Here is a 19851-nt window from a genome sequence, read left to right as displayed (position 1 = left end):
GCCGCAAAACAAGGGATCTCTTCTTTCGCCCCGCGCCAGCGCCTAGACTGGCGCCAGCGAATCGCCGCCGGTCTTTTCATGCGCTTCACCTTCCTCCACGCCGCCGACCTGCATCTGGGCAGCCCGTTCAAGGGGCTGAGCCTGCGCGACGAAAATCTGGCCGCGCGCCTTGCCGGAGCGAGCCGCGAAGCCTTTACGGATTTGATCGACCGCGCGCTGGAGGAAAATGTCGCCTTCGCCATTTTCGCCGGCGACATCTTCGACGGCGACTGGCGCGACGCATCCATCGCGCTCTTCTTCAACCGCCAGATCGCGCGGCTCGCCAAGGCCGGAATTCCCATTTTCCTGCTCAAGGGCAATCACGACGCTGATTCCGTCGTCACACGAAGCCTCGCCTTGCCCGATCTGGCGCAGCAATTTCCGACGCGACGGCCCGGCAGCTTCGAACTGCCGGATCTGCGCGTCGCCTTGCACGGACGCGGCTTTTCGGATCGCGCCGAGAGCGAAAACCTCGCCCGCGCTTACCCGGCGCCGAGACCCGGCTGGTTCAATATCGGCGTGCTGCACAGCTCGCTCGACGGACGCCCCGGCCACGCCGCCTATGCACCCTGCACGCTCGACGACCTCCGCGCGAAAAATTACGATTACTGGGCGCTCGGCCACGTCCACGCTCATGAAATCGTGTCGCAGGACCCCTGGGTGGTCTTTCCCGGCAATCTGCAAGGCCGCAGCATTCGCGAAACCGGCCCCAAGGGCGCGGTTCTGGTCGATGTCGAGGACGGCCGCGCCGCCAGCCCGCGCCGGCTGATCGTCGATCGCGCGCGTTTCGCGGAAATCGCGCTCGACGCCGCCGCCCATGACGATGCCGCAAGCCTGCTGCGCGCCGTGGAAGCAAGCGCCCGCGCCGAGGTCGAGCAGGCGGACGGACGGCTGCTCGCCTTGCGCATCCGCATCGCCGGCGCAAGTACTCTGCATGGACAACTGGGCGCCGATCCTGCGCGCTGGCGCGACGAGATCGAGGCGGCGGCCCAGCGGGCGCATGAGGATATCGCACTGGAGCGCTTCATTCTCGAAACCGCGCCGCCGCCCGCCGTCCCGCGCCTCGACAGCAATTTCGACTTCGCCGCCCTGCTGGACGAATGTCTTGCTGATTCCAGCCTGCGCGAGGCCGCCCTCGCGGCTTTGGCCGCAGTCGAGGCCAAGACCCCGGCTCCGGCGCCGCGCCTGAGCGACGAACTCGACGAATTGCTGCGCGAGGCGCGCGACCTCGCCCTGGCGCGCGCGGAACGCGGCGGAGCCGCTTCATGAGGCTGCTCGACCTCACGCTCGACTGCTATGGCCCGTTCAACGGCCTGCGCCTGAATTTCGACCCGGACGCGCAGGTCCATATCGTTTATGGCGCCAATGAAGCGGGCAAATCCTCGGCCCTCGCCGCGCTCGGCGACCTGTTCTATGGCGCGCCGCGCCGCACCATCACCTTCCTCCGGCCGAAGGACATGCGCCTCGGCGCGACCTTGCGCGGGCGCAACGGGCAGATCCTGCAGTTCGTTCGCAGGCGCGGCGACAAGAGCGCCTTGCTCGACGCTTCCGGCGCCGTTCTGCCCGATGACGCCCTGGCGCCCTTTCTCGGCGCCGCCACGCGCGAGATTTTCGACCGCGCCTTCGGCCTTGACGCCAAAAACCTGCGCGAAGGCGGCAATGACATGCTGCGGGCCGATGGCGAGATCGGCGCGAGCCTGTTCGCCGCCGCCTCCGGGCTGCGCGGCCTGCTCGACCTGCGCGCCGGTCTCGATGCGGAAGCCGAGAAAATCTTCGATGATCGCCGCGCAGGCCATCGCGCCTTCTATCAGGCGCTCGACCGCTTCGACGCCGCGCGCAAGCTGGAAAAAGAGGCGCTGGTTTCGGAATCGACGCTCAAGGCTCTGGGCGAAGCCATCGCCTCCGCGAGCGAACAGCTCGCCGAAATCGAACAGGCCGAGAAGGACGCGCAAGCCGAAGCGCTTCGGCTGGAGCGCCTGCGCAAGGCCGCGCCAATCCTGCGCCGTCTCGCGCTTCTGCGCGCCCAATCAGCGCAATATGACGATCTCGCCGCCATTTCGCCCGAGCACGCGCACAGGCTGGCGGCTCTGCTCGCCGCGCGCGACGGCGCAAGGGAGAAAGCCGCACAGGCCCTGAAAATGCGCGAGGCCGCGCGCCAGGAAAGGGACGCCGCCGCGCCGGATTCAGACCTGCTCGCGGCGGCCGGGAAAATCGAGGACCTCATTCGCGCCAGCGGCGCCTATGAGAAATCTACCGCCGACCTGCCCCGCCGCGAAAAGGCGCTGCGCGACGCGCGACAGGGTCTCGACCTCCGGGCGCAGTCTTGCGGCCTGCCCGGTCTCGAAGATTTGCGCGCCGCCATGCCCGAGGCGGCCACATTGCTGCGCGCCGAAAAGCTGGTCGCGCGTGGGCGGGACCTGTTGGCGCGGAAAGACCAGCCCGCACGCGCGCTCGCTGAGGAAGAAGGCCGCCTCGCCGCGCTGAGCGCCCAGCCGCAGGATATTCTGCCCGAAGCGGAAGCCTTGCGGGAAAAGCTGCGCGCCTTTGGCGAGGTCGAGAGCCTCGACGCCGCATTCCGTGATATTTCGCGCGCCTGCGCCGACGATTCCCGCGCGCTGGACGAGAAGTGCGCCCGGCTGTCGCCGGCCCTGGCCGATCTCGACCAGTTTGCGCGCAGTCCAAGCCCCGACGCCGCCGCCATCGCCAGGACGGCGCGCGTCTTCGAGGATTTTTCTGCGCGCGAAGCCAAGGCCCGCGCGAAGGCTCAGGAGGCCGAGGCGCAAATCATCGCCGCCGTCACGCGATTGCGGGCGCTGGAACTGCAAGGACCGGTCGCCAGCCTCGCCGCGTTGCGCGGCGCGCGCGCCCGCCGCGACGAGGAATGGATTGCCCTGCGCGACCTCATCACCGGCGATGCGCCCGCCGAGCCTGCGCGGGTCCGCGACAAGGCTCGCCTGTTTGAAGGCCTCGCGGAAAATGCCGACCGCAGCGCCGACGCCTTGCTCGCCAATGCCGCGCAGGCGGCGGCAGCGGAGGCCGAGCGTGAAAAAATCGTCGCGGCGAAAACGGATAAGGAGCGCGCCGACGCGGCGCTCGCGGCGCTGGCGGAGGAAGGCGTCGGGCTGCAAATGGAATGGTCCGAAAGCTGGCGAGCCTGCGGCGTCAAACCGGGGGCGCCGCACGACATGTCGCTCTGGCGTGGCAAGGCGGACCAGTTGATCGAAGACCGCGACGCCTTGCGGCGCGATCAGGCCCGCATGGAAGAACTGCGCGGGACGCTGGCGCGGATCCTCCCCGGCTTGCAGGCGCTCGCTGCCGAATGCGGTCTGACGGCGATGGGCCTGGACGCCGGCGCGCTGGCGCGACGAATTGCGGCGCGGATCGGCGAGATCACCAAGGCGCAGGCGGCGGCGCGCGAGGCTCGCGCCCGGCTGGCCGACGCGCCGGAGCGCATTGCAAAGCTGAAGGCGCAACTGGTCCTTTTCACCAGGGAAGAAGATGTCTGGCGCGGCGATTGGCGCCCGGCATTGGCTGCGCTGCGCCTCGATCCCGATGCGGGTTTCGAGGAAGCGCAAGCGCGCATCGCCTTCTGGCGCGCCCTGCCCGGCGAATTGCGCGACGAGCAAGAGCTTGAAACCCGTGTCGAAGCAATCCGCAAGGACATTGCCGCATTTGAGCACAGCCTCGACGTGTTGCTGGCGCTTTGCGCGCGCGACATTCCTTCTCGTCCCGTGGAAGCGGCGGCGGCGCAATTGCGGACGCGGCTGACGCAGACGAGAGAACAAGCTGTGCTGCGCACGCGCGCCGAACAGGCCCTGGCGGCCGGCAATGAGGCGGCGCGGCTGGCCGAGGCGGCGCACGCCGAAGCCGAGGGCGAGTTGCAAAGCCTTTGCGCGCGTTTCGGCTTCGCCTGCGAACCGGACCAGCTCGCTGCGCGGCTTGCCGCGCGGCAGGCGGCGGCTCTGGCGATCGGCGCGGAATGCGGCAGTCTGGCTCTTGTCGCGGAGGGGCATGACGAAGAGACCCTTACACGCGAGGCCGAAAATTTCGACGCCGACGCCGCCCTGATTCGTCTCGGCGCGATCGAACGCCAGAGCGAGGAGCGCAAAACCCGCGCGCGCGAAGTCTTCGCCGAGCAGCGCGCCAGCCAAAACGAGTTGGCGCGTCTGCAACAGAGCGCCGGCGCCGAGACCGCCATTTTCCAGCGCGAGAGCGCGCGGGCAGAAATAGCCGAGCAATCTCGCCGTTGGGCGGTGCTCAAGCTCGCGGGCCTTCTGGTCGGCGCGGGACTGGAGAAGCGCCGCAGCCAAAGGCAGGACCCGCTGCTGAAGCGCGCGGGCGAGCTGTTCGCCGGCCTGACCGAGGGGCGTTACGCCGGTCTCGGCCAGGATTTCGGCGAAGACGATCGTCTGCACCTGCGCGCGCGGCGCGCCGACGGCGCGGCTCTGGAACTCGCGGCCTTGAGCGAAGGCGCGCGCGACCAGCTTTATCTCGCGCTGCGGCTGGCCTTTCTGGAGGATTACGCCGCGCGATCCGAAGCCCCGCCCTTCGTCGGCGACGATCTTTTCGCCAGTTTCGACGATTCCCGCGCCGCCGCCGGCTTCCGGGCCCTCGCCGCGGCGGGTGCGACAATTCAGCCCATCCTCTTCACGCATCACGCCCATATCCTGGGTGTGGCGGAAGAAGTTCTGGGTCCGCGCGCGCAAATTCTGCGCCTCGACGCGGTCAACGCGTGATTTAGGCTCTGGCGCCAATCTTGTTTTGGGATAAACTTGCCGGTCAACAAACCATCGGGGATGGCGCCATGCGTCAGAATCGCAACAGCAGAATTCAAAGCCGCCTTGTCCGGCTGATGATCTCCAACTGGATGCTTGGCTGGGCGGTCGGCTTCGCCTGCGCTGCGCTTGTGCTGGCTTCGAACATGGCCGGCATCCGCGACCTGATGCTGCGCTCGGACCTGGAATTGCAGGGTCTGGCGCTGCTGTTCGGCGGCTTCGGCATGTTCTTCGGCGGCGTCGTCTGCGCCACCGCCGTCATGCTGCTGCCGGTGGACGAGGAATCGGATCGTGGCGGCGGCACGCCCGCGCCGGTCCTGCTGCCGGCCTATGTGATGGCCCGGGCTCGCGCGTCGCGGGGCTGAGCCGCATTTTCCGAACCGACGTCTTGCTCCGCATCGACTTTTGGCGGCCTTGGGGCTAAACAGCGGCAATTCCCGCCGAGTCGGCGGTCCGCTGTGAAAGTTCGCCATGGCCGCCAAGCCTCAGTCCAAGAAGAGCGCCCTTTCGACCGCTTCGGCGCCACCCGCCAGCGAGGTCCATAACCTCTTGCTGACCTGCCAGAACAGGCCTGGCATTGTGGCCCGGGTCGCCGGCCATATTTTCGATGCCGGGTTCAATATTGGCGATTCCCGGCAGTTCGACGAAGTCGAAACCAATCAGTTTTTCATGCGCATCGAGATCAATCCGGTGCGCCCCGACGCCGATATCGACGCCTGGCGGGCGAGTTTTGCCAAGCTCGCCGAGGAATTCGGTATGGACTGGACCCTGCGCGCGGCCTCGCATCGCCCGCGCGTGATGATCCTGGTGTCGAAATTCGACCATTGCCTCGCCGACCTGCTCTATCGCTGGCGGATCGACGAACTGGCGATCGACATCGTCGCCATCGTCGCCAATTATCCGCGCGAGGCGTACAAGCATCTCGATTTCGCGAGCATCCCATTCCATTACCTGCCCGTCACCCGCGAAACCAAGATGGAGCAGGAAGCGCAGATCTGGTCGCTGGCGCAACAAACGGGGGCCGAACTGGTCGTGCTTGCGCGCTATATGCAGATCCTGTCGGACGGCCTTGCCGCCAAGCTTTCGGGACGCTGCATCAACATCCATCATTCCTTCCTGCCCGGCTTCAAGGGCGCCCGCCCCTATCATCAGGCCCATGCGCGCGGCGTGAAGGTCATCGGCGCGACCGCCCATTACGTGACCTCGGACCTCGACGAAGGCCCGATCATCGAGCAGGACGTCGAGCGGATTTCGCATCACCACACGCCGGACGACCTGGTCCGCAAGGGCCGCGACATCGAGCGCCGCGTGCTCGCGCGCGCCGTGCGCTACCACATCGAAAGCCGCGTGCTGATCAACGGCTCCAAGACGATCGTTTTTACGGAGTGAGCGGCGAAGCGAACCCTAGGCGACGACTGAATTCGGCTCTGAAGAGACCTTCCCGGCGCTCCCTGCGGGCGCCTCATGTCGACCCGAAGGAGACCAACGTGCCAGTTTGGTGAGCGTCCCGTGGCGAAGGCGAAGCCGCCATTGTGCGTCAGTGGGCAGACGACTTGTCTTCACCCTCATCGTAAGCAGCTCTCGACCGGTCCAACGGCGCGCATTGGAATGTTCGGCCAATGATCACGTAGGCTCGTTGCTGTGTCGGCGTACGCGAAGGTTGCGCGCGCCGTAATATTGGATCAATATTCCTATTGAAGCCATCGCGCGATCTTGATGCGTAAGGCTTTAGACACGTAGACGTAGGAGGGAACGCCATGGCGGGACCAACCAGCAATGTCTACCTGAATGCGTTGCTTTGGCTCACTCCGGTCAACCCGTTCAAGATCGATCCCATCTCGGGAGAAACGATTCTCACCTATTCGTTTGTTGGCCCAGGGACCTATGCGGTCTTCGATCCCGAATCGACTTATGATCGAGTGGCGGCGACAAACTGGCAGACTAGCGCCAGTGCCGGATTCTGGGAGCAAAATGCGATCGCTTCCGCGTTTCAAGCGTGGTCCAACGTAGCCAATATTAGCTTCGCGCAGACAACCGACCCCGCAAGCGCAAATTTTCACATTGCTGTGACGAATGAAGCCGGCATGTCCTCTTATTTCTCCGGCGAGAAAGGAGTGCAGGCGTTCACGACTCTCCCCAACAATTACGGGCCTAATTACGGCGTCTTCGCATCGAATTACACGCCCGGATGGAGCGTCTTCAATCAACAAGGCTATGCATGGACGCAAAGTGGCGTGACGCCTGGAGGCGATGGGTATGTCACGATACTCCACGAGTTGGGCCATCTGCTGGGTTTAGACCATCCATGGAATGAAAAAGGATGGTTCACGAATCCCGACGGAAGCCCTCTCTATGATGCGAACGGGAAGTTGGTCACGGAGCCATATTTTCCGGGGGCAAACAACGCTAGCAACACCGGCCAATACGGTCTCAACCAAGGCATCTTCACGGTAATGAGCTACAACGACGGCTGGAAAGGACAACCGGCCAAGACGCCTAACTACGGCTACGAAATGACGCCGATGGCATTCGATATTGCGGCCGTTCAGTTCCTGTACGGAGCGAACATGTCCTATCATACCGGCGACGATACTTACACGCTGCCCGGCGTGAACGAGCCAGGAACGGGGTGGTCGTGCATTTGGGACGCGGGTGGCGACGACACCATTCAGGCGCCGGCCAACGAGAGCGCATGCACCATCGACCTGCGCGCGGCGCCGCTTACCGGACCAAACGCAGGCGGCGATGTTTCCTGGGTCTCAGGGGTCCAGGGCGGTTTCACAATCGCTCACGGAGTCACGATCGAGAACGCAACAGGTGGAAACGGCGCCGATACGATCATCGGAAATGATGCAAACAACGTTATCACCGGCGGACTTGGCCAAGACACCATGACAGGCGCCGGCGGGTCCGACACCTTCGTATTCGCAAGCCTCTTGGATTCTGTTGTCGGCAAATCCCACGATGTGATCACGGATTTCGTTTCGGGCATAGACAAGATTGACCTGTCGAAGATCGACGCAAGCCTGCACCAAATGCTGGACTGGATTGGGGGCGCTGCATTTAACGGCGGATTGGACGAATTGCGATTCAGCGGAGGTCTGCTTCAGATTGATGTGAACGGCGACAGGAAGGCGGACTTCGAGGTCGCTCTTGCCAACGTGACCTCCCTCAATCGAAGGGACTTTCTGCTCTAACGCGGCAATCCGCCTCTTTCCGCTCTGCCGTCTGATCCAGTCGTCTGGCGTAATCCCTCTTTCCGCCCAACATTTACCTTCTCGGCCACTTCGGCGTTAGTCCGCTGTCCGCCGTTCTGAGACATTCGCCCGCGGCGGCATACGCAGAATTGCGGCCTCCCCCGGCACGGGGCCAGAACGCACGACTCGTGTCGCAATTGCAAAACGCCGCCCCGAAGGGGCGGCTAGGAGCGAACGCGACGCCGAGCAGACGCGAGGGGCGCCCTACGCGCCTTGCGCGTAGGGCAAATAATTAAATGGTGACTTGCGCGCCCAGTTCGACCACGCGATCGGACGGGATCGAGAAGAAGTCCGTGGCGTTGGTCGATTGTTTCGACAGGCCGACGTAAAGCTTGTCCTGCCATGGCGGCATGCCCGAGGCCGGCGACGTCTTGAGCGTCCTTTTGCCGAGGAAGAAAGACGTGGTCATGATGTCGAACTTGACGCCGCATTTCCGCATCAGCGCCATGGCGGCGGGCACGCGCGGGCTTTCCATATAGCCGAAGTAAAGCGTGACGCGCATGAAGTCATGCGAGAGCTTCTCGATCTCGAACCGGTTCGCTTCCGAGACGCGCGGGGTCGGCTTGGTGATGACGTTCATGATCACCACCCGCTCATGCAGCACCTTGTTGTGCTTGAGATTATGCATGAGCGCCGAGGGCGCGACATTGGGATCGCCGGTCAGGAAGACCGCTGTGCCGGGCACGCGGGTCGTCTTGGACTTCTCCATCATGCGGATGAGGTCGGTGGTCGGGATCGAGTCGCGATGGGTCTTTTTCGCCAGCAGCTCCGTGCCGCGCACCCATGTCCACATGACGATCATGGACAGGCAGCCCAGGCTCAGCGGCACCCAGCCGCCTTCCAGCACCTTGACCAGATTGGCGGCCAGGAAGGCGCCGTCGATGGCGAGGAAGAAACCAATGAACGGAATGGCGAAGTACAGCGGCCAACGCCAGAGCTTCCAGACCACGAAAAAGGCGAGGCTCGTCGTCACGACCATGGTTCCGGTGACGGCGATGCCATAGGCATTGGCCAGATTGTCCGAGGTGCGAAACAGGAAAACCAGCAGCAACACGCCGATCAGCAAGGTGCGGTTGACGCGCGGGACGAAGATCTGGCCTTCGGTCGTCGCCGATTTATGCTGGATTTCGAGGCGCGGCAGCAGGCCGAGCTGGATCGCCTGACGCGACAGGGAGAAGGCGCCCGTGATGACCGCCTGGCTGGCGATGACGGTCGCCACTGTGGCGAGAATGACGAAAGGGATCAGAGCCCAGCTCGGCGTCATGAGATAGAAGGGGTCCCTGACCGCCTCGGGCGTTTTCAGGACCAGCGCGCCCTGGCCGAGATAATTGCAGACCAGCGACGGAAGAACGAAGCAGAGCCAGGCGATCTGGATCGGCTTCCGGCCGAAATGGCCCATGTCGGCATAGAGCGCTTCGGCGCCGGTCACCGCCAGGAAGACGAGGCCCAGGGTGACGAAGCCGGCCGAGCCATGGCCGAACAGGAAGGACAGGCCGTTGATCGGATTGAAGGCGTGCAGGATGCGCGGCGCGTCGGCGATATGATAAAGCCCCAACGCGCCGATCAGGCCGAAGAAGACCACCATGATCGGGCCGAAATAGGTCGCGACCTTGGCCGTGCCGCCGCTCTGCACAACGAAGAGCGTGACCAGAATGACCACGGCGATCGGGAGCACATAGGGCTGGAACGCGGTCGAAGCCGTATTGAGGCCCTCGACCGCCGAAAGCACGGAAATCGCCGGGGTGATGATGGCGTCGCCGGAAAACAGCGCCGCGCCGGCCACGCCCAGCAGGAAGATCAGCTTGGAGCGCCGGCCGAGCGCATTCTGCGCCAGGGCCATCAGCGACAGCGTGCCGCCTTCCCCCTTGTTGTCCGCCCGCATCAGGAAGAAGACATATTTGAGCGTGACGACGAAGACCAGCGCCCAGATCAGCAGCGAGACGATCCCGATCACCTCGGATTCGACCACGCCGTCGGCCTTCATGTGATCGAGCGCGGCTTTCAACGCATAGAGCGGGCTCGTGCCGATATCGCCATAGACCACGCCCATCGAGCCAAGCAGCATGGTCCAGAAGCCCTCCGGATGCTCGGGGGCTTCCGCCGGCTGCTGAACGACTTCGGGGGCGGGCGTGACGGCGGCAGGCGTAGGGACAGCGTCTGGCGACATGAATACTTCCTGGCGGCAGCCGAAACGAGGCGTGACCAAGGCAGAGCTATAAACCTTTCCGCGTTGGGGGAGAAGGGGGGCAGAACTTCGCCTTTTGGCACGGGCGATTGCCCCGGGCGACGAATGCTGGCAAGAGGCGGCATGCGCAGCGTCCAGCCCCCGCATCCTGCCCCGGCCTTGCCGATCGAAGAGGTTCTGCCTGTTCTCGGCGAGACGCTGATCGCGTCCCGCTGCGTCGTTCTGGTCGCGCCGCCGGGCGCCGGCAAGACCACGCGCGTTCCGCTGGCGCTGCTGGAATCGGCCTCCTACGCCCCCTGCTACGCTCCTTGGCGCGGCGACGGCAGGATCGTGGTTCTGGAGCCGCGCCGCCTCGCCGCCCGCGCCGCCGCCGAGCGCATGGCGAGCCTGCTGGGCGAGACGCTCGGGGAAACCATCGGCCTCAAGGTCCGCCTGCAATCGCTGAGCGGGCCTAAAACCCGAATCGAAGTCGTCACCGAGGGCGTCTTCGCCCGCATGATCCTCGACGATCCCTCGCTGGAGGGCGTCGCTGCGGTCCTGTTCGACGAATTCCACGAGCGTTCGCTCGACGCCGACCTCAGCCTCGCCTTGGCGCTCGACGCGCAGGCGGCGCTGCGGCCCGATCTGCGCCTGCTGGTCATGTCGGCGACGCTGGACGGCGCGCGCGTCTCGAGCCTGATGCAGGACGCGCCGATCGTCGAATCGCAGGGCCGCGCCTTTCCGGTCGAGACGATCTATCTCGGCCGCGACGCGCGCGAGCGCATCGAGGACGCCGCCGTCCGCGCGGTGCGGCGCGCCTTGGCCGAGCAGCAGGGCTCCCTGCTCGTCTTTCTGCCCGGTCAGGGCGAGATCCTGCGCCTGGCCGCCTTGCTCGAAGAGAAAACGCGCGATCCCGCCATCGACATCTGCCCGCTTTACGGCGCGATGGAGCGCGCGGCGCAGGACCGCGCCATCCGCCCCGCCGCGGAAGGGCGCCGCAAGATCGTGCTGGCGACCTCCATCGCCGAGACCTCGATTACAATCGACGGCGTCCGCGTGGTGATCGATTGCGGCCTTGTCCGCGCGCCGCGCTTCGAGCCGGACCTTGGTCTGACGCGGCTCGAAACCCTGCGCGTCTCGCGCGCCGCCGCCGACCAGCGGCGCGGCCGCGCCGGCCGCACGGCGCCGGGCGTTTGCTACCGGCTGTGGGAGGAAGCCGGGACCGGCGCCCTGCCCGCTTTCGCCCAGCCGGAAATCCTCGCCGCCGATCTCTCCGGCCTGCTGCTGGATCTCGCCGCCTGGGGCGCGCGCGATCCAGGCGAGCTGAACTGGCTAGATCCGCCGCCCGCGCCCGCCTGCGCCGAGGCCCGCGCCTTGTTGCAGGAGCTGGGCGCGCTGGACGCCGAAGGGGCCATCACACCGCGCGGAAAAGCCATGCGGCGCCTGCCTTTGCCGCCGCGCCTCGCCCGCATGGCGTTGCAGGCGGAAGCGATGGGCGTTGGCGAAGAAGCCTGCGAACTCGCCGTCGTCCTGACCGAACGGGGACTGGGCGGCGATTCGCCCGATCTCGGCGACAGGCTGGACCGTTTCATCCGCGATAATTCGCCAAGGAGCAAGGACGGCCGACGCCTCGCCCACGGCTGGAAACATTCGCTGCGCTCGGCGGCGCGCGAGCTTGGCGAAACAGCCGGGAAACGCGCGCTATCCGCCGGCGCGCTGGTCGCCCTGGCTTTTCCCGACCGCATCGCCCGCCCGCGCGGCAAGGCGGGCGATTTCCTGATGGCCAATGGCCGCGCCGCAAGCCTGGAGCCGCATGTCGCGCTGGCGCGCGCAAGCATGCTCGCGGTCGCGGAGGTGGCGGGCCGCGCGGGCGCCAGCCGCATCGTGGCCGCCGCCGAACTGGACGAGGCTGAATTCGAGATCCTGTTCGGCTCCGAGATCGCCATGCGCGATGAAACCCGCTTCGATCCGGCCAGCGGCGCCTTGCGGCGGCGCGAGGCGCGGCGCTTCGGCGCTTTGGTCCTTGCCGAAAAGAACCTTCCCGTCGAGGCCACACCGGACAATGCGCAAATTCTCGCGCGCGGCGCGGCGGCGCATGGCCTCGACCGGCTCGGCTGGAGCAAGGCGCAGCGGCAGACTCGTGAAAGGGTGGCGTTTCTGCGCGAGACTTTCGCCCGGAACGCACGCGAGGGCGAGGACAATCCCTGGCCGGACCTCAGCGAGGCGGCGCTGGCGCAAGCGCCGGAGGAATGGCTCGCGCCTTACCTTCTGGGCCTCCAGAAGCTTGACGATATCGGACCTCAGCAGTTCGACGCCGCGCTCGCCGCGCTGATCCCCTGGGACCTCGCGCGGCGGCTGGAGGACGAGGCGCCGACCCATTTTCAAACACCCGCCGGCTCATCCATCGCGCTGGACTATGGCGAGGCGGAAGGTCCCGTCCTGGCGGTGCGGGTGCAGGAGCTTTACGGCCTCTCGACCCATCCGAGCCTCGCCGGGGGCCGTGCGCCGCTAACGCTGCACCTGCTCTCCCCGGCCCATCGCCCGATCCAGATCACGCGCGACCTGCCCGGCTTCTGGAAAGGGTCCTGGTCGGCGGTGAAGGCCGAGATGAAAGGCCGCTATCCGCGCCACCTCTGGCCCGACGACCCCGCCGCCGCAGTCGCCACCGCCCGCGCCAAGCCCCGGGGGACCTGAGAGCCGCTCTCAGCGCCGCTTGAGAATGGCGCTCGGGCGCCAGCCGTCCTTGCCTTGCGCCGCGATATCGTCAACTCGCCAGCCGCCGCTCTCGCGTGTCAGAGAATAGAGCAGGACGATCGGCCTGCCCTTCGCGCCGCCGCGATGAAATTCGGCGCGGACGGTCGCCGCTTGGGCGCCCTGCGCTTCCGTCGCGATCCCGAGGCCGCGCACGTCGGGGTCCTGGCTGCTGGTTATAGGGTCGAAATCGAGATCGGGCGCGTCGCCGGCCGGCGTGCGCGCGTCCATCTCCTTGAGTTCGCGTTGCAGCCGTTCCGAGAGATAATGGGCGCGGCTGCGCGGATCCGCGATGACCGAGATCGAATGGGAATAATCGCCGCCTACGCCTGCGGCTGTCCGGTAGATCGCCGCAACCACGGCCGAGGGCGTCATTTGCGGGTCAAGGCTTTCGTAAAGGCCGAGGTCCTGAAAGGCGCCGCGACGCTTCTCGACGACGAAGCTCGCCACCGGTTGGCCGCCCTTGTAAAGCGCCGCGAGGGTGAAGGAGTCCCAATTCGCCATGTTCCTTGGTCCGTCATGCGCCGGCCCAAGCCGCAGAAAATCCGCGCGCGGGTCGTCCTTCAGCGCAAACCATGCTTCGGAGCCGTCGAACCGGAAAGGCTCGGGAACCAGCGCGCTTTCCTTTGCGCCGAACAGCGGCAATTCATCCCGCTCGCTTTTCAAATCGGGGGGGTTGGCCAGAGCCAACTCTGGCGCCTCGACGCTGCCGAAGCTTCGCAGCCGCTCCGCCCAGGCGGCGGCCTTCTCGGCATAATCCTGGCAAAGAACCGGCTCCTTGCAAAAGCGCTCGGCCGTCTCAAAAAGGATCTGGTAATGCGCGGCGATGACGCAGGCTTCTCTGAGAGCATCCTTCGCGAAGGGGAAAATCGTCAGCTCGTCGGATTCGAGAAAATCGTCATTGGTCTGTACATAGAATGCTTGGTCCGCGACGGTTCCCAGCGCGACGCCGCCCGAGGCGCATAGCGAAAACGGCTCCGCATCGGGAGCTTTCACCTGAGTCCACGCCCCCGACCGGCGCGAGAAAAGGAAGGGATTGTGGCAATGGGCCGTGCCCGCGACCGCGTCGAGCATGACCAGACCCTTTTCGCCCCCCGCCCGATAGACATAGGACAGGGCGTTGTCGAACGCGGCTCGATCCGCCTGCGTCAGGGGAAAAGCCGCCAGTTCCGCGGCATCGATCCTGGCGCCAAAATCCAGCCCCGCCGCCGGATGCTGCAAGACCGCATTGCGGATCGAAATGCGCTGCGCCGGATAGCGCGCATCATTTCTCGGCGCATAAGCGCGCAGGGATCGATCGACTTTTCCGGCGGCCGCGTCGCAGAGCGGCTCCGCCGCCCGGGCGGACTGCGAGAACATGAGCGCGATCAGGACGGCGGCGATACGGAGCATTGCGCGGCCTATTCCGGCAAAGCGATCGCGGCGATCAGACGGCCGTAATCAGGCTCGCCGCGATGGGTCTTGCGGCGATAGGAATAGAAGCGCGCCTCATCCGAATAGGTATCGAGGCGCAAATTTTCGAACGCGCCGATCCGCGCGCGCTCCGCGCGCATTTCGATCAATCCCGGCAGGTCGAACAGGAAATGGTCCGGCTTGGCGGAGGGCGCGAAGAAACGCGCGAAGCCCGCGTCCTCGGCCTCGAAGCGCGCAAAAAATTCCGGTCCGACTTCATAGCTTTGCTGCGCGATGGTCGGCCCCAGAGCAGCGGCGATATTCCCCCGCCGCGCGCCCAAGGCCTCCATCGCCGCGACGAGGGCTTCGACCATGCCGGTCAGCGCGCCCTTCCAGCCGGAATGGGCCGCGCCGATGACGCCGGCGCGCTTGTCCGCAAAGAGCAGCACGCCGCAATCCGCCCCCGTCACGCCCAAAGCGAGACCCGGAGTCGCCGTCACCAGCCCGTCGCAACGCGGCCTTTCCCCCTCTGGCCAGGGCGCGGAAACGGCCAGGGCGTCGGCGGAATGGATCTGATAGGGCACAAGGAAGTTTTCAGGCGCGACGCCGAGCGCGCGCGCCATGCGGGCGCGGTTTTCCGCCACGGCGGCGGGATCGTCGCTGGAGCCGACGCCGCCATTGAGCGTCGCATAGACGCCCTCTGACACTCCGCCCTGCCGGGTGAAAAAGGCGTGGGTTACGCCATCGAGAACCGTCGCGCGAATGGCCGCGCGCAAAATCTTTTCCGTCACGATTGCGCCTCGAGCGGCGCAAAGCCCGGCGCCTCTTTCACGGCGCGCCGGGTCACGGCCAGCACCTTGAACAAGGCGCCCATTTCATCCGCCGCGTCGCCAATCAGTCGCGCCAGGGCGGAATCGACCTGCGCCGCCTGTTCCGGCGTCGCATTGCGCTTCAGCATGTCCGCGCGCTGCACGATTCCCAGTTCGCGCAGAAAGGCGCCCTGCTCGACCGGCCCGTGGACGCGGGAATTGGCGGCGGAAGCCGCGCGGGCGAGCGCGGAGAAATCGACATGGGTGGTGAGATCGGCCTCACCCGGCGCCGCCAGCGGATCAACGAATTGATGCGCCTTCACCGCTTGCAGGGTCTCGCCGAAGGCGGTGCGGACATAGCCGTAATCAATCGCCAGAGCCGCGCCGTTCTCGCTGACGATGCGGGCGGCGATCTGGGTCATGAGGCGCTGCGCGGCCGCGCCGATTTCGAGAATGGAGCCGTCCGCCGCCTGGGCCTTGATGTAAGGCTCGGTCTCCTCGCTCAGCCCGAACGCCAGTTCGCCTTCGGGGTCCAGCCCGACCAGACGCTCGCGCCAGCCCTTCGCCGTCTTGAGATAATGGCGCACCGGCAGAGCGTCGAAAAACTCATTGGCGATGAAGATCGCCGGGCCGTGCGGGACCTCGTCGAGGCCTTTGTGCCATGTCGCCGGCTTGCCGCTGTCGGCGAGCGCCTGCCGCTGCTTCTCGGCGAGCAGGTCGCTGGCCTCCACGAGATGGACGTCGATCGCCTGGAAAAAATCGGGCGCCGCGCGGGCGGCGCGCAAGGCGTCCGCCATAAGGGCGCCGCGCCCCGGCCCAAGCTCGACCAGCCGGATGCGCGCCGGCGCGCCGATCAGTGTCCAGATTTCCGCCGCCCACAAGCCGATCAATTCGCCGAACATCTGCGAGATTTCCGGCGCGGTGACGAAATCGCCTTCGACGCCGAAAGGATTGCGGGTGGTGTAATAGCCCTTGGTCGGATGGGTCAGGGCGAGCGCCATATAGCGCTCGATCGAGATCGGCCCTTCGTCGGCGACGATTTCGCGGATGTCGTCCTTGAGGCTGCGCTTCTGGAGCGCGCGTTCCTGCGTTTCCGTCATGGTTCCTCCGCCGCCAAATCATTTGCCGCGCGCCGGGCGCGGCGCAAGGAATAAAGAATCAGAACAACGCCAAACAAGACCAGCGGCGCCGAGAGCAGCATGCCCATGGTCGCGCCGCCGAACAGGAAGCCGAGCTGGGGGTCCGGCTCGCGGAAAAATTCGCAAAAGATGCGCGCCACGCCATAAAGCCCGATGAAAAGACCCGAGGTCAAGCCGGGCCGCCGGAAGGCGCCGGCGCGCACGGCGACGAGCATGACAAGGCCGAGCGCGAGCCCTTCCAGACCCGCTTCATAGAGCTGGCTCGGATGGCGCGGCAGCGGCCCCGCGCCGGGGAAAACCATGGCCCAGGAGACGTCGGCAGGACGTCCCCACAGCTCCGGCTTGATGAAATTGGCGATGCGCACCAGGAACAGGCCGATGGGCGCCACCGCGCAAACGAGATCGGCGACGCTGAGGAAGGGCGTCTTCTCGCGCCGGGCGAATAGCCAGGCGCCGAGCGTCGCGCCTGCCAGCCCGCCGTGGAACGACATGCCGCCCTTCCAGACCGCGGGGATTTCCAGCGGATTCTCAAGAAAGAAGGGCAGGTTGTAGAACAGCACATAGCCGATACGCCCGCCGAGCACGGCGCCGAAGGCGACATAGACCAGCAGATCGTCGAGCCTTTCTGGCGCCGGGCGCGGAACGCCGCCCCAAAGCGCTTCGCTGCGCGCGAGCCGCGTGGCGATGAACCAGCCCGCCAGGAGCGAGACGATATAGCCCATGGCGTACCAGCGCACCGGCAGCGGCCCGAGATTGACCATGACCGGATCGATCACCGGATAATTCATCAGGAAAAGCGGCATGTCGGCGTCCCTTGAGATGAAGTGCCGAAGTAAAGCGGCCCGCGCCGGCCATCAAGGGCCTGAATAGGCCGGTTGTGCAAAAGCCAGGCAACAAAATTCTTGCACTCGGGCGAATTGGCGCCCATGTCTGCGGCTTGAACCAATGGAGCCTGTTCATGAGCGCCTCGCCCAATCGCTTCTTCGACGACATGTCGCGCCTGTTCAATGACGCCGCCGGCGCCGCGCGCAGCCTCGGCCGCGAGGCGGAGGCCGCAATCAAGACCCAGGTCGAGCGCCTGCTCGCCAACATGGACATCGTCAACCGCGAGGAATTCGAGGCCGTGCGCGACATGGCGGTCGCCGCGCGCAACGCCAATGACGCGCTGGAGCGCCGCATTGCCGAACTCGAGGCGAAGCTTGCGGAAACCGAAAAGAGAAGCTGATTTTGCGTTTAGCTGTGGACGCCGCCTCAGGTCCGGTGGACGAATCCACGCGAATCCAGCAACTTAACCAGAGACGCGGACAGGATTCCGTCGCCGGACAAATCTGACTATATTGGTCTTGTCCGGTGATTCGGCTGCTGAAACAGCCGGATCGCGGGGTCCGGAGTTTGCACGAGTACCAGCCGCGTTCCTTTACTTTGCCGCGCCGCTCGCGCCCAGGACCTGTAGATGCTGCTCTCTGGAATTGAACTGAACGACAGGGTCGAACACCCGGTTGACGTCGTCGAACGGATCGCCACCCTGAGGGACTGGGCCTTCGACCGCGACGATCCCGACGAAATCTCCATTTGCGTCGAGGGCGTCTGGGCGGATTACAACGTCGCCTTCACCTGGCTGCCGCAATGCGAGGCGCTGCATCTCGCCTGCGCCTTCGACCTCAAGGTGCCGGAACGCCGCCGCGCCGAGGCCGCCAATCTGGTCGCGCGCATCAATGAACATATGTGGATCGGCCATTTCGACGTCTGGTCCAAGGACGGCGTGGTGATGTTCCGTCACGCCATCCTGCTCGCCGGCGGCGCCGAGCCCAATGACGCGCAATGCGAGGCGGCGCTCGCCGCCGCGACCGAGGCCTGCGAACGCTATTACCAGGCGTTCCAGTTCGTGGTCTGGGCCGGCAAGAGCGCCGCCGAGGCGCTGGAAGGCGCGCTGATGGACACGCGCGGCGAGGCGTGATGGACGACGGAACCTCGCTCGCCCTGGTTGGCGCCGGCAAGATGGGCCTCGCCCTGCTCGGCGGCTGGCTCGACGCCGGCATCGCCCCACACGCTATCGCCGTCCATGAGCCGCATCCGTCCGACGCCCTGAACAGCCTTGCGGCGGAAAAAGGCTTCGCGGTCAATCCCGCGCCCGCCGCCGCGCAAACCGTCGTGCTGGCGATCAAGCCGCAAATGCTGGAAGCGGCCGCGCCCGCGCTTGCGCCGCTGTTTACCGGCGACAGCCTGCTGATTTCCATTCTGGCGGGAAAGACCGTGGCCAATCTGGCGGCGCGCCTGCCGGCCAGGGCGATCGTCCGCGCCATGCCCAATACGCCCGCGGCCATCGGGCGCGGAATCACCGGCGCTTTCGCCAGCGCCGATGTGACGAGCGAACAGCACGATTTCGCGCAAAAATTGCTGGCGGGAGTCGGCGGCGTGGAATGGGTCGGCGAGGAAAAGCTGATCGACGCGGTCACCGCCATTTCCGGCTCCGGCCCGGCTTATGTCTTTCATCTGGTCGAGGCTCTGGCGCAAGCCGGCGCCGCGCTCGGCCTGCCGGTCGATCTGGCCTTGCGGCTGGCGCGCGCGACGGTCGAGGGTTCGGGCGAATTGCTGCATCGCTCGCCCGAGACCGGCGCGGATGTCTTGCGCAAGAACGTCACCTCGCCCGGCGGGACGACGCAGGCCGCGCTCGACGTGCTGATGGGTTCGGACGGCCTCGCGGCGCTGATGGCGCGGGCAACCGCAGCCGCCGAGAAACGCGCCGGCGAATTGTCGGGCTGAGCGCCCGCGCTTTTCCCTGCGCCCTTGCCGCTGCGCGGCTTTTGCCCCATGTTCACGGCCAGTGAAGCGGGAGCGCGCCGATGACCAAGGGCAAGAACGAAGAAAAAGGCCCACAAGCCAAAAGCGACCCGCGCGAGAAAATCATCGACGCGCTGATGGGCCTCGCCGCCGAGCGCGGCTGGGACGAGATTTCGCTCGCCGATGTCGCCGACCGCGCCGGACTCACCCTCGCGCAATTCCGCGATTCTTTCCCATCCAAGGGCGCTGTTCTGGGTGGCTTTTCACGGCGTATCGACAAAATCGTGCTCGAAGGAGGTGAAAAGCTTGGCGGCGAGAGTGCGAAGGACCGTCTGTTCGACGTGCTGATGCGCCGCTTCGACGCCATGACGCCCTATAAACCGGCGCTGAAAAACATCAATGACTGGGCGATGCATGATCCGCTCGCCCTGCCCGCGCTCAACCAGCTTGCGCTCAATTCGCTGCGCTTCATGCTGGAGGCGGCGGGGCTCAACAGCGAAGGCCCGCTCGGAACGTTGAAATTGCAGGGCCTCGCCTTGTCCTGGACCCGCGTGTTCCATGTCTGGCTCGCCGACGACAGCGAGGACGGCGCCAGGACGATGGCCGCGCTCGACAAGGAACTGGCGCGCGGCGAGGATCTCGTGGAGCGCGTCGAGGACGCCCGCCGCCGCCTCGCGCCATTCACGGCGCCGCTGATCGGGCTGGCGGAGCGGATTTTCGTCAACCGATAAATTGCGCCGCCTG

15 protein-coding genes are annotated in these 19851 nt (G+C 65.9%); 10 read left to right on the top strand and 5 right to left on the bottom strand.

All coding sequences use genetic code 11. The annotated features are described in order from the left end of the window. Positions 1 to 78 precede the first annotated feature (78 nt). The 5 genes from QM467_RS01855 to QM467_RS01835 all read left to right on the top strand — a co-directional run bounded on the left by QM467_RS01855 (position 79) and on the right by QM467_RS01835 (position 8011). Complete coding sequence (locus QM467_RS01855) at positions 79 to 1308, top strand: metallophosphoesterase family protein (RefSeq protein WP_283364575.1); 1230 nt, start codon at positions 79 to 81, stop codon at positions 1306 to 1308. Continuing rightward, a complete protein-coding gene (locus QM467_RS01850) occupies positions 1305 to 4775 on the top strand; it encodes an ATP-binding protein (protein ID WP_283364574.1) in 3471 nt (1156 codons plus the stop codon). The genes QM467_RS01855 and QM467_RS01850 overlap by 4 nt, the downstream gene beginning before the upstream one ends. A gap of 68 nt (positions 4776 to 4843) precedes the next feature. After that, positions 4844 to 5179: a hypothetical protein gene (locus QM467_RS01845; protein WP_283364573.1), complete on the top strand. Its 336-nt coding sequence runs from the start codon at positions 4844 to 4846 to the stop codon at positions 5177 to 5179. A gap of 106 nt (positions 5180 to 5285) precedes the next feature. Continuing rightward, positions 5286 to 6203, top strand: coding sequence for a formyltetrahydrofolate deformylase (purU, locus tag QM467_RS01840; RefSeq protein ID WP_283364572.1), 918 nt, complete (start codon positions 5286 to 5288; stop codon positions 6201 to 6203). Positions 6204 to 6571: 368 nt separating this feature from the next. Then, a complete protein-coding gene (locus QM467_RS01835; RefSeq protein ID WP_283364571.1) occupies positions 6572 to 8011 on the top strand; it encodes a M10 family metallopeptidase C-terminal domain-containing protein in 1440 nt (479 codons plus the stop codon). Between the two features lie 292 nt (positions 8012 to 8303). Here the strand turns inward: QM467_RS01835 and QM467_RS01830 are convergent, their stop codons facing one another. After that, entirely contained in the window at positions 8304 to 10238 is a 1935-nt protein-coding gene (locus tag QM467_RS01830) for a potassium transporter Kup (protein WP_283364570.1), read from the bottom strand. 141 nt (positions 10239 to 10379) lie between these two features. Between QM467_RS01830 and hrpB the strand changes: the two genes are divergently transcribed. Continuing rightward, a complete protein-coding gene (hrpB, locus tag QM467_RS01825) occupies positions 10380 to 12929 on the top strand; it encodes an ATP-dependent helicase HrpB (RefSeq protein WP_283364569.1) in 2550 nt (849 codons plus the stop codon). A gap of 9 nt (positions 12930 to 12938) precedes the next feature. On the opposite strand, the gene QM467_RS01820 is transcribed toward hrpB, so the two are convergent. The 4 genes from QM467_RS01820 to lgt are packed head-to-tail and all read right to left on the bottom strand — an operon-like array spanning position 12939 to position 17129. Then, positions 12939 to 14378 carry a hypothetical protein gene (locus QM467_RS01820; protein WP_283364568.1) on the bottom strand — a complete coding sequence of 480 codons (1440 nt, stop codon included), beginning with the start codon at positions 14376 to 14378 and terminating at the stop codon, positions 12939 to 12941. An 8-nt stretch (positions 14379 to 14386) separates the two neighbouring features. Beyond that, complete coding sequence (locus QM467_RS01815) at positions 14387 to 15169, bottom strand: polyphenol oxidase family protein (RefSeq protein WP_283364567.1); 783 nt, start codon at positions 15167 to 15169, stop codon at positions 14387 to 14389. Beyond that, positions 15166 to 16287 (bottom strand): class I SAM-dependent methyltransferase, encoded by a 1122-nt coding sequence (locus QM467_RS01810; RefSeq protein WP_283364566.1) that lies wholly within the window; start codon positions 16285 to 16287, stop codon positions 15166 to 15168. Before QM467_RS01810 ends, QM467_RS01815 begins: the two co-directional genes overlap by 4 nt. Next, on the bottom strand, positions 16284 to 17129 hold the full coding sequence (gene lgt, locus QM467_RS01805; RefSeq protein ID WP_283364565.1) for a prolipoprotein diacylglyceryl transferase: 846 nt from the start codon (positions 17127 to 17129) through the stop codon (positions 16284 to 16286). The genes QM467_RS01810 and lgt overlap by 4 nt, the downstream gene beginning before the upstream one ends. A gap of 155 nt (positions 17130 to 17284) precedes the next feature. Here lgt and QM467_RS01800 point away from each other — a divergent pair, with 155 nt between their 5' ends. The 4 genes from QM467_RS01800 to QM467_RS01785 all read left to right on the top strand — a co-directional run bounded on the left by QM467_RS01800 (position 17285) and on the right by QM467_RS01785 (position 19838). After that, positions 17285 to 17551 (top strand): accessory factor UbiK family protein, encoded by a 267-nt coding sequence (locus QM467_RS01800; protein WP_283364564.1) that lies wholly within the window; start codon positions 17285 to 17287, stop codon positions 17549 to 17551. Positions 17552 to 17779: 228 nt separating this feature from the next. Further along, positions 17780 to 18283 (top strand): YbjN domain-containing protein, encoded by a 504-nt coding sequence (locus QM467_RS01795; protein WP_283364563.1) that lies wholly within the window; start codon positions 17780 to 17782, stop codon positions 18281 to 18283. Continuing rightward, positions 18283 to 19089 (top strand): pyrroline-5-carboxylate reductase, encoded by an 807-nt coding sequence (gene proC / locus QM467_RS01790; RefSeq protein ID WP_283364562.1) that lies wholly within the window; start codon positions 18283 to 18285, stop codon positions 19087 to 19089. Before QM467_RS01795 ends, proC begins: the two co-directional genes overlap by 1 nt. 80 nt (positions 19090 to 19169) lie before the next feature. Continuing rightward, positions 19170 to 19838 carry a TetR/AcrR family transcriptional regulator gene (locus tag QM467_RS01785; protein WP_283364561.1) on the top strand — a complete coding sequence of 223 codons (669 nt, stop codon included), beginning with the start codon at positions 19170 to 19172 and terminating at the stop codon, positions 19836 to 19838. Positions 19839 to 19851: the final 13 nt, after the last annotated feature.

The organism is Rhodoblastus sp. 17X3, from assembly GCF_030056575.1.
In the GTDB taxonomy this organism is placed as follows: Bacteria; Pseudomonadota; Alphaproteobacteria; order Rhizobiales; family Beijerinckiaceae; genus Rhodoblastus.
The sequence above is the reverse complement of the archived record's forward strand: the minus strand, read 5'-3'. Positions and strand labels throughout refer to the sequence as shown.

What these genes read in the sequence shown, in the direction of transcription:
- QM467_RS01835 (WP_283364571.1), top strand. Translation starts at nt 6,572, where the DNA reads ATGGCGGGACCAACCAGCAATGTCTACCTGAATGCGTTGCTTTGGCTC.
- QM467_RS01855 (WP_283364575.1), top strand. Translation starts at nt 79, where the DNA reads ATGCGCTTCACCTTCCTCCACGCCGCCGACCTGCATCTGGGCAGCCCG.
- lgt (WP_283364565.1), bottom strand. Translation starts at nt 17,129, where the DNA reads ATGCCGCTTTTCCTGATGAATTATCCGGTGATCGATCCGGTCATGGTC.
- hrpB (WP_283364569.1), top strand. Translation starts at nt 10,380, where the DNA reads ATGCGCAGCGTCCAGCCCCCGCATCCTGCCCCGGCCTTGCCGATCGAA.
- QM467_RS01830 (WP_283364570.1), bottom strand. Translation starts at nt 10,238, where the DNA reads ATGTCGCCAGACGCTGTCCCTACGCCTGCCGCCGTCACGCCCGCCCCC.
- QM467_RS01795 (WP_283364563.1), top strand. Translation starts at nt 17,780, where the DNA reads ATGCTGCTCTCTGGAATTGAACTGAACGACAGGGTCGAACACCCGGTT.
- QM467_RS01800 (WP_283364564.1), top strand. Translation starts at nt 17,285, where the DNA reads ATGAGCGCCTCGCCCAATCGCTTCTTCGACGACATGTCGCGCCTGTTC.
- purU (WP_283364572.1), top strand. Translation starts at nt 5,286, where the DNA reads ATGGCCGCCAAGCCTCAGTCCAAGAAGAGCGCCCTTTCGACCGCTTCG.
- QM467_RS01820 (WP_283364568.1), bottom strand. Translation starts at nt 14,378, where the DNA reads ATGCTCCGTATCGCCGCCGTCCTGATCGCGCTCATGTTCTCGCAGTCC.
- proC (WP_283364562.1), top strand. Translation starts at nt 18,283, where the DNA reads ATGGACGACGGAACCTCGCTCGCCCTGGTTGGCGCCGGCAAGATGGGC.
- QM467_RS01785 (WP_283364561.1), top strand. Translation starts at nt 19,170, where the DNA reads ATGACCAAGGGCAAGAACGAAGAAAAAGGCCCACAAGCCAAAAGCGAC.
- QM467_RS01850 (WP_283364574.1), top strand. Translation starts at nt 1,305, where the DNA reads ATGAGGCTGCTCGACCTCACGCTCGACTGCTATGGCCCGTTCAACGGC.
- QM467_RS01810 (WP_283364566.1), bottom strand. Translation starts at nt 16,287, where the DNA reads ATGACGGAAACGCAGGAACGCGCGCTCCAGAAGCGCAGCCTCAAGGAC.
- QM467_RS01845 (WP_283364573.1), top strand. Translation starts at nt 4,844, where the DNA reads ATGCGTCAGAATCGCAACAGCAGAATTCAAAGCCGCCTTGTCCGGCTG.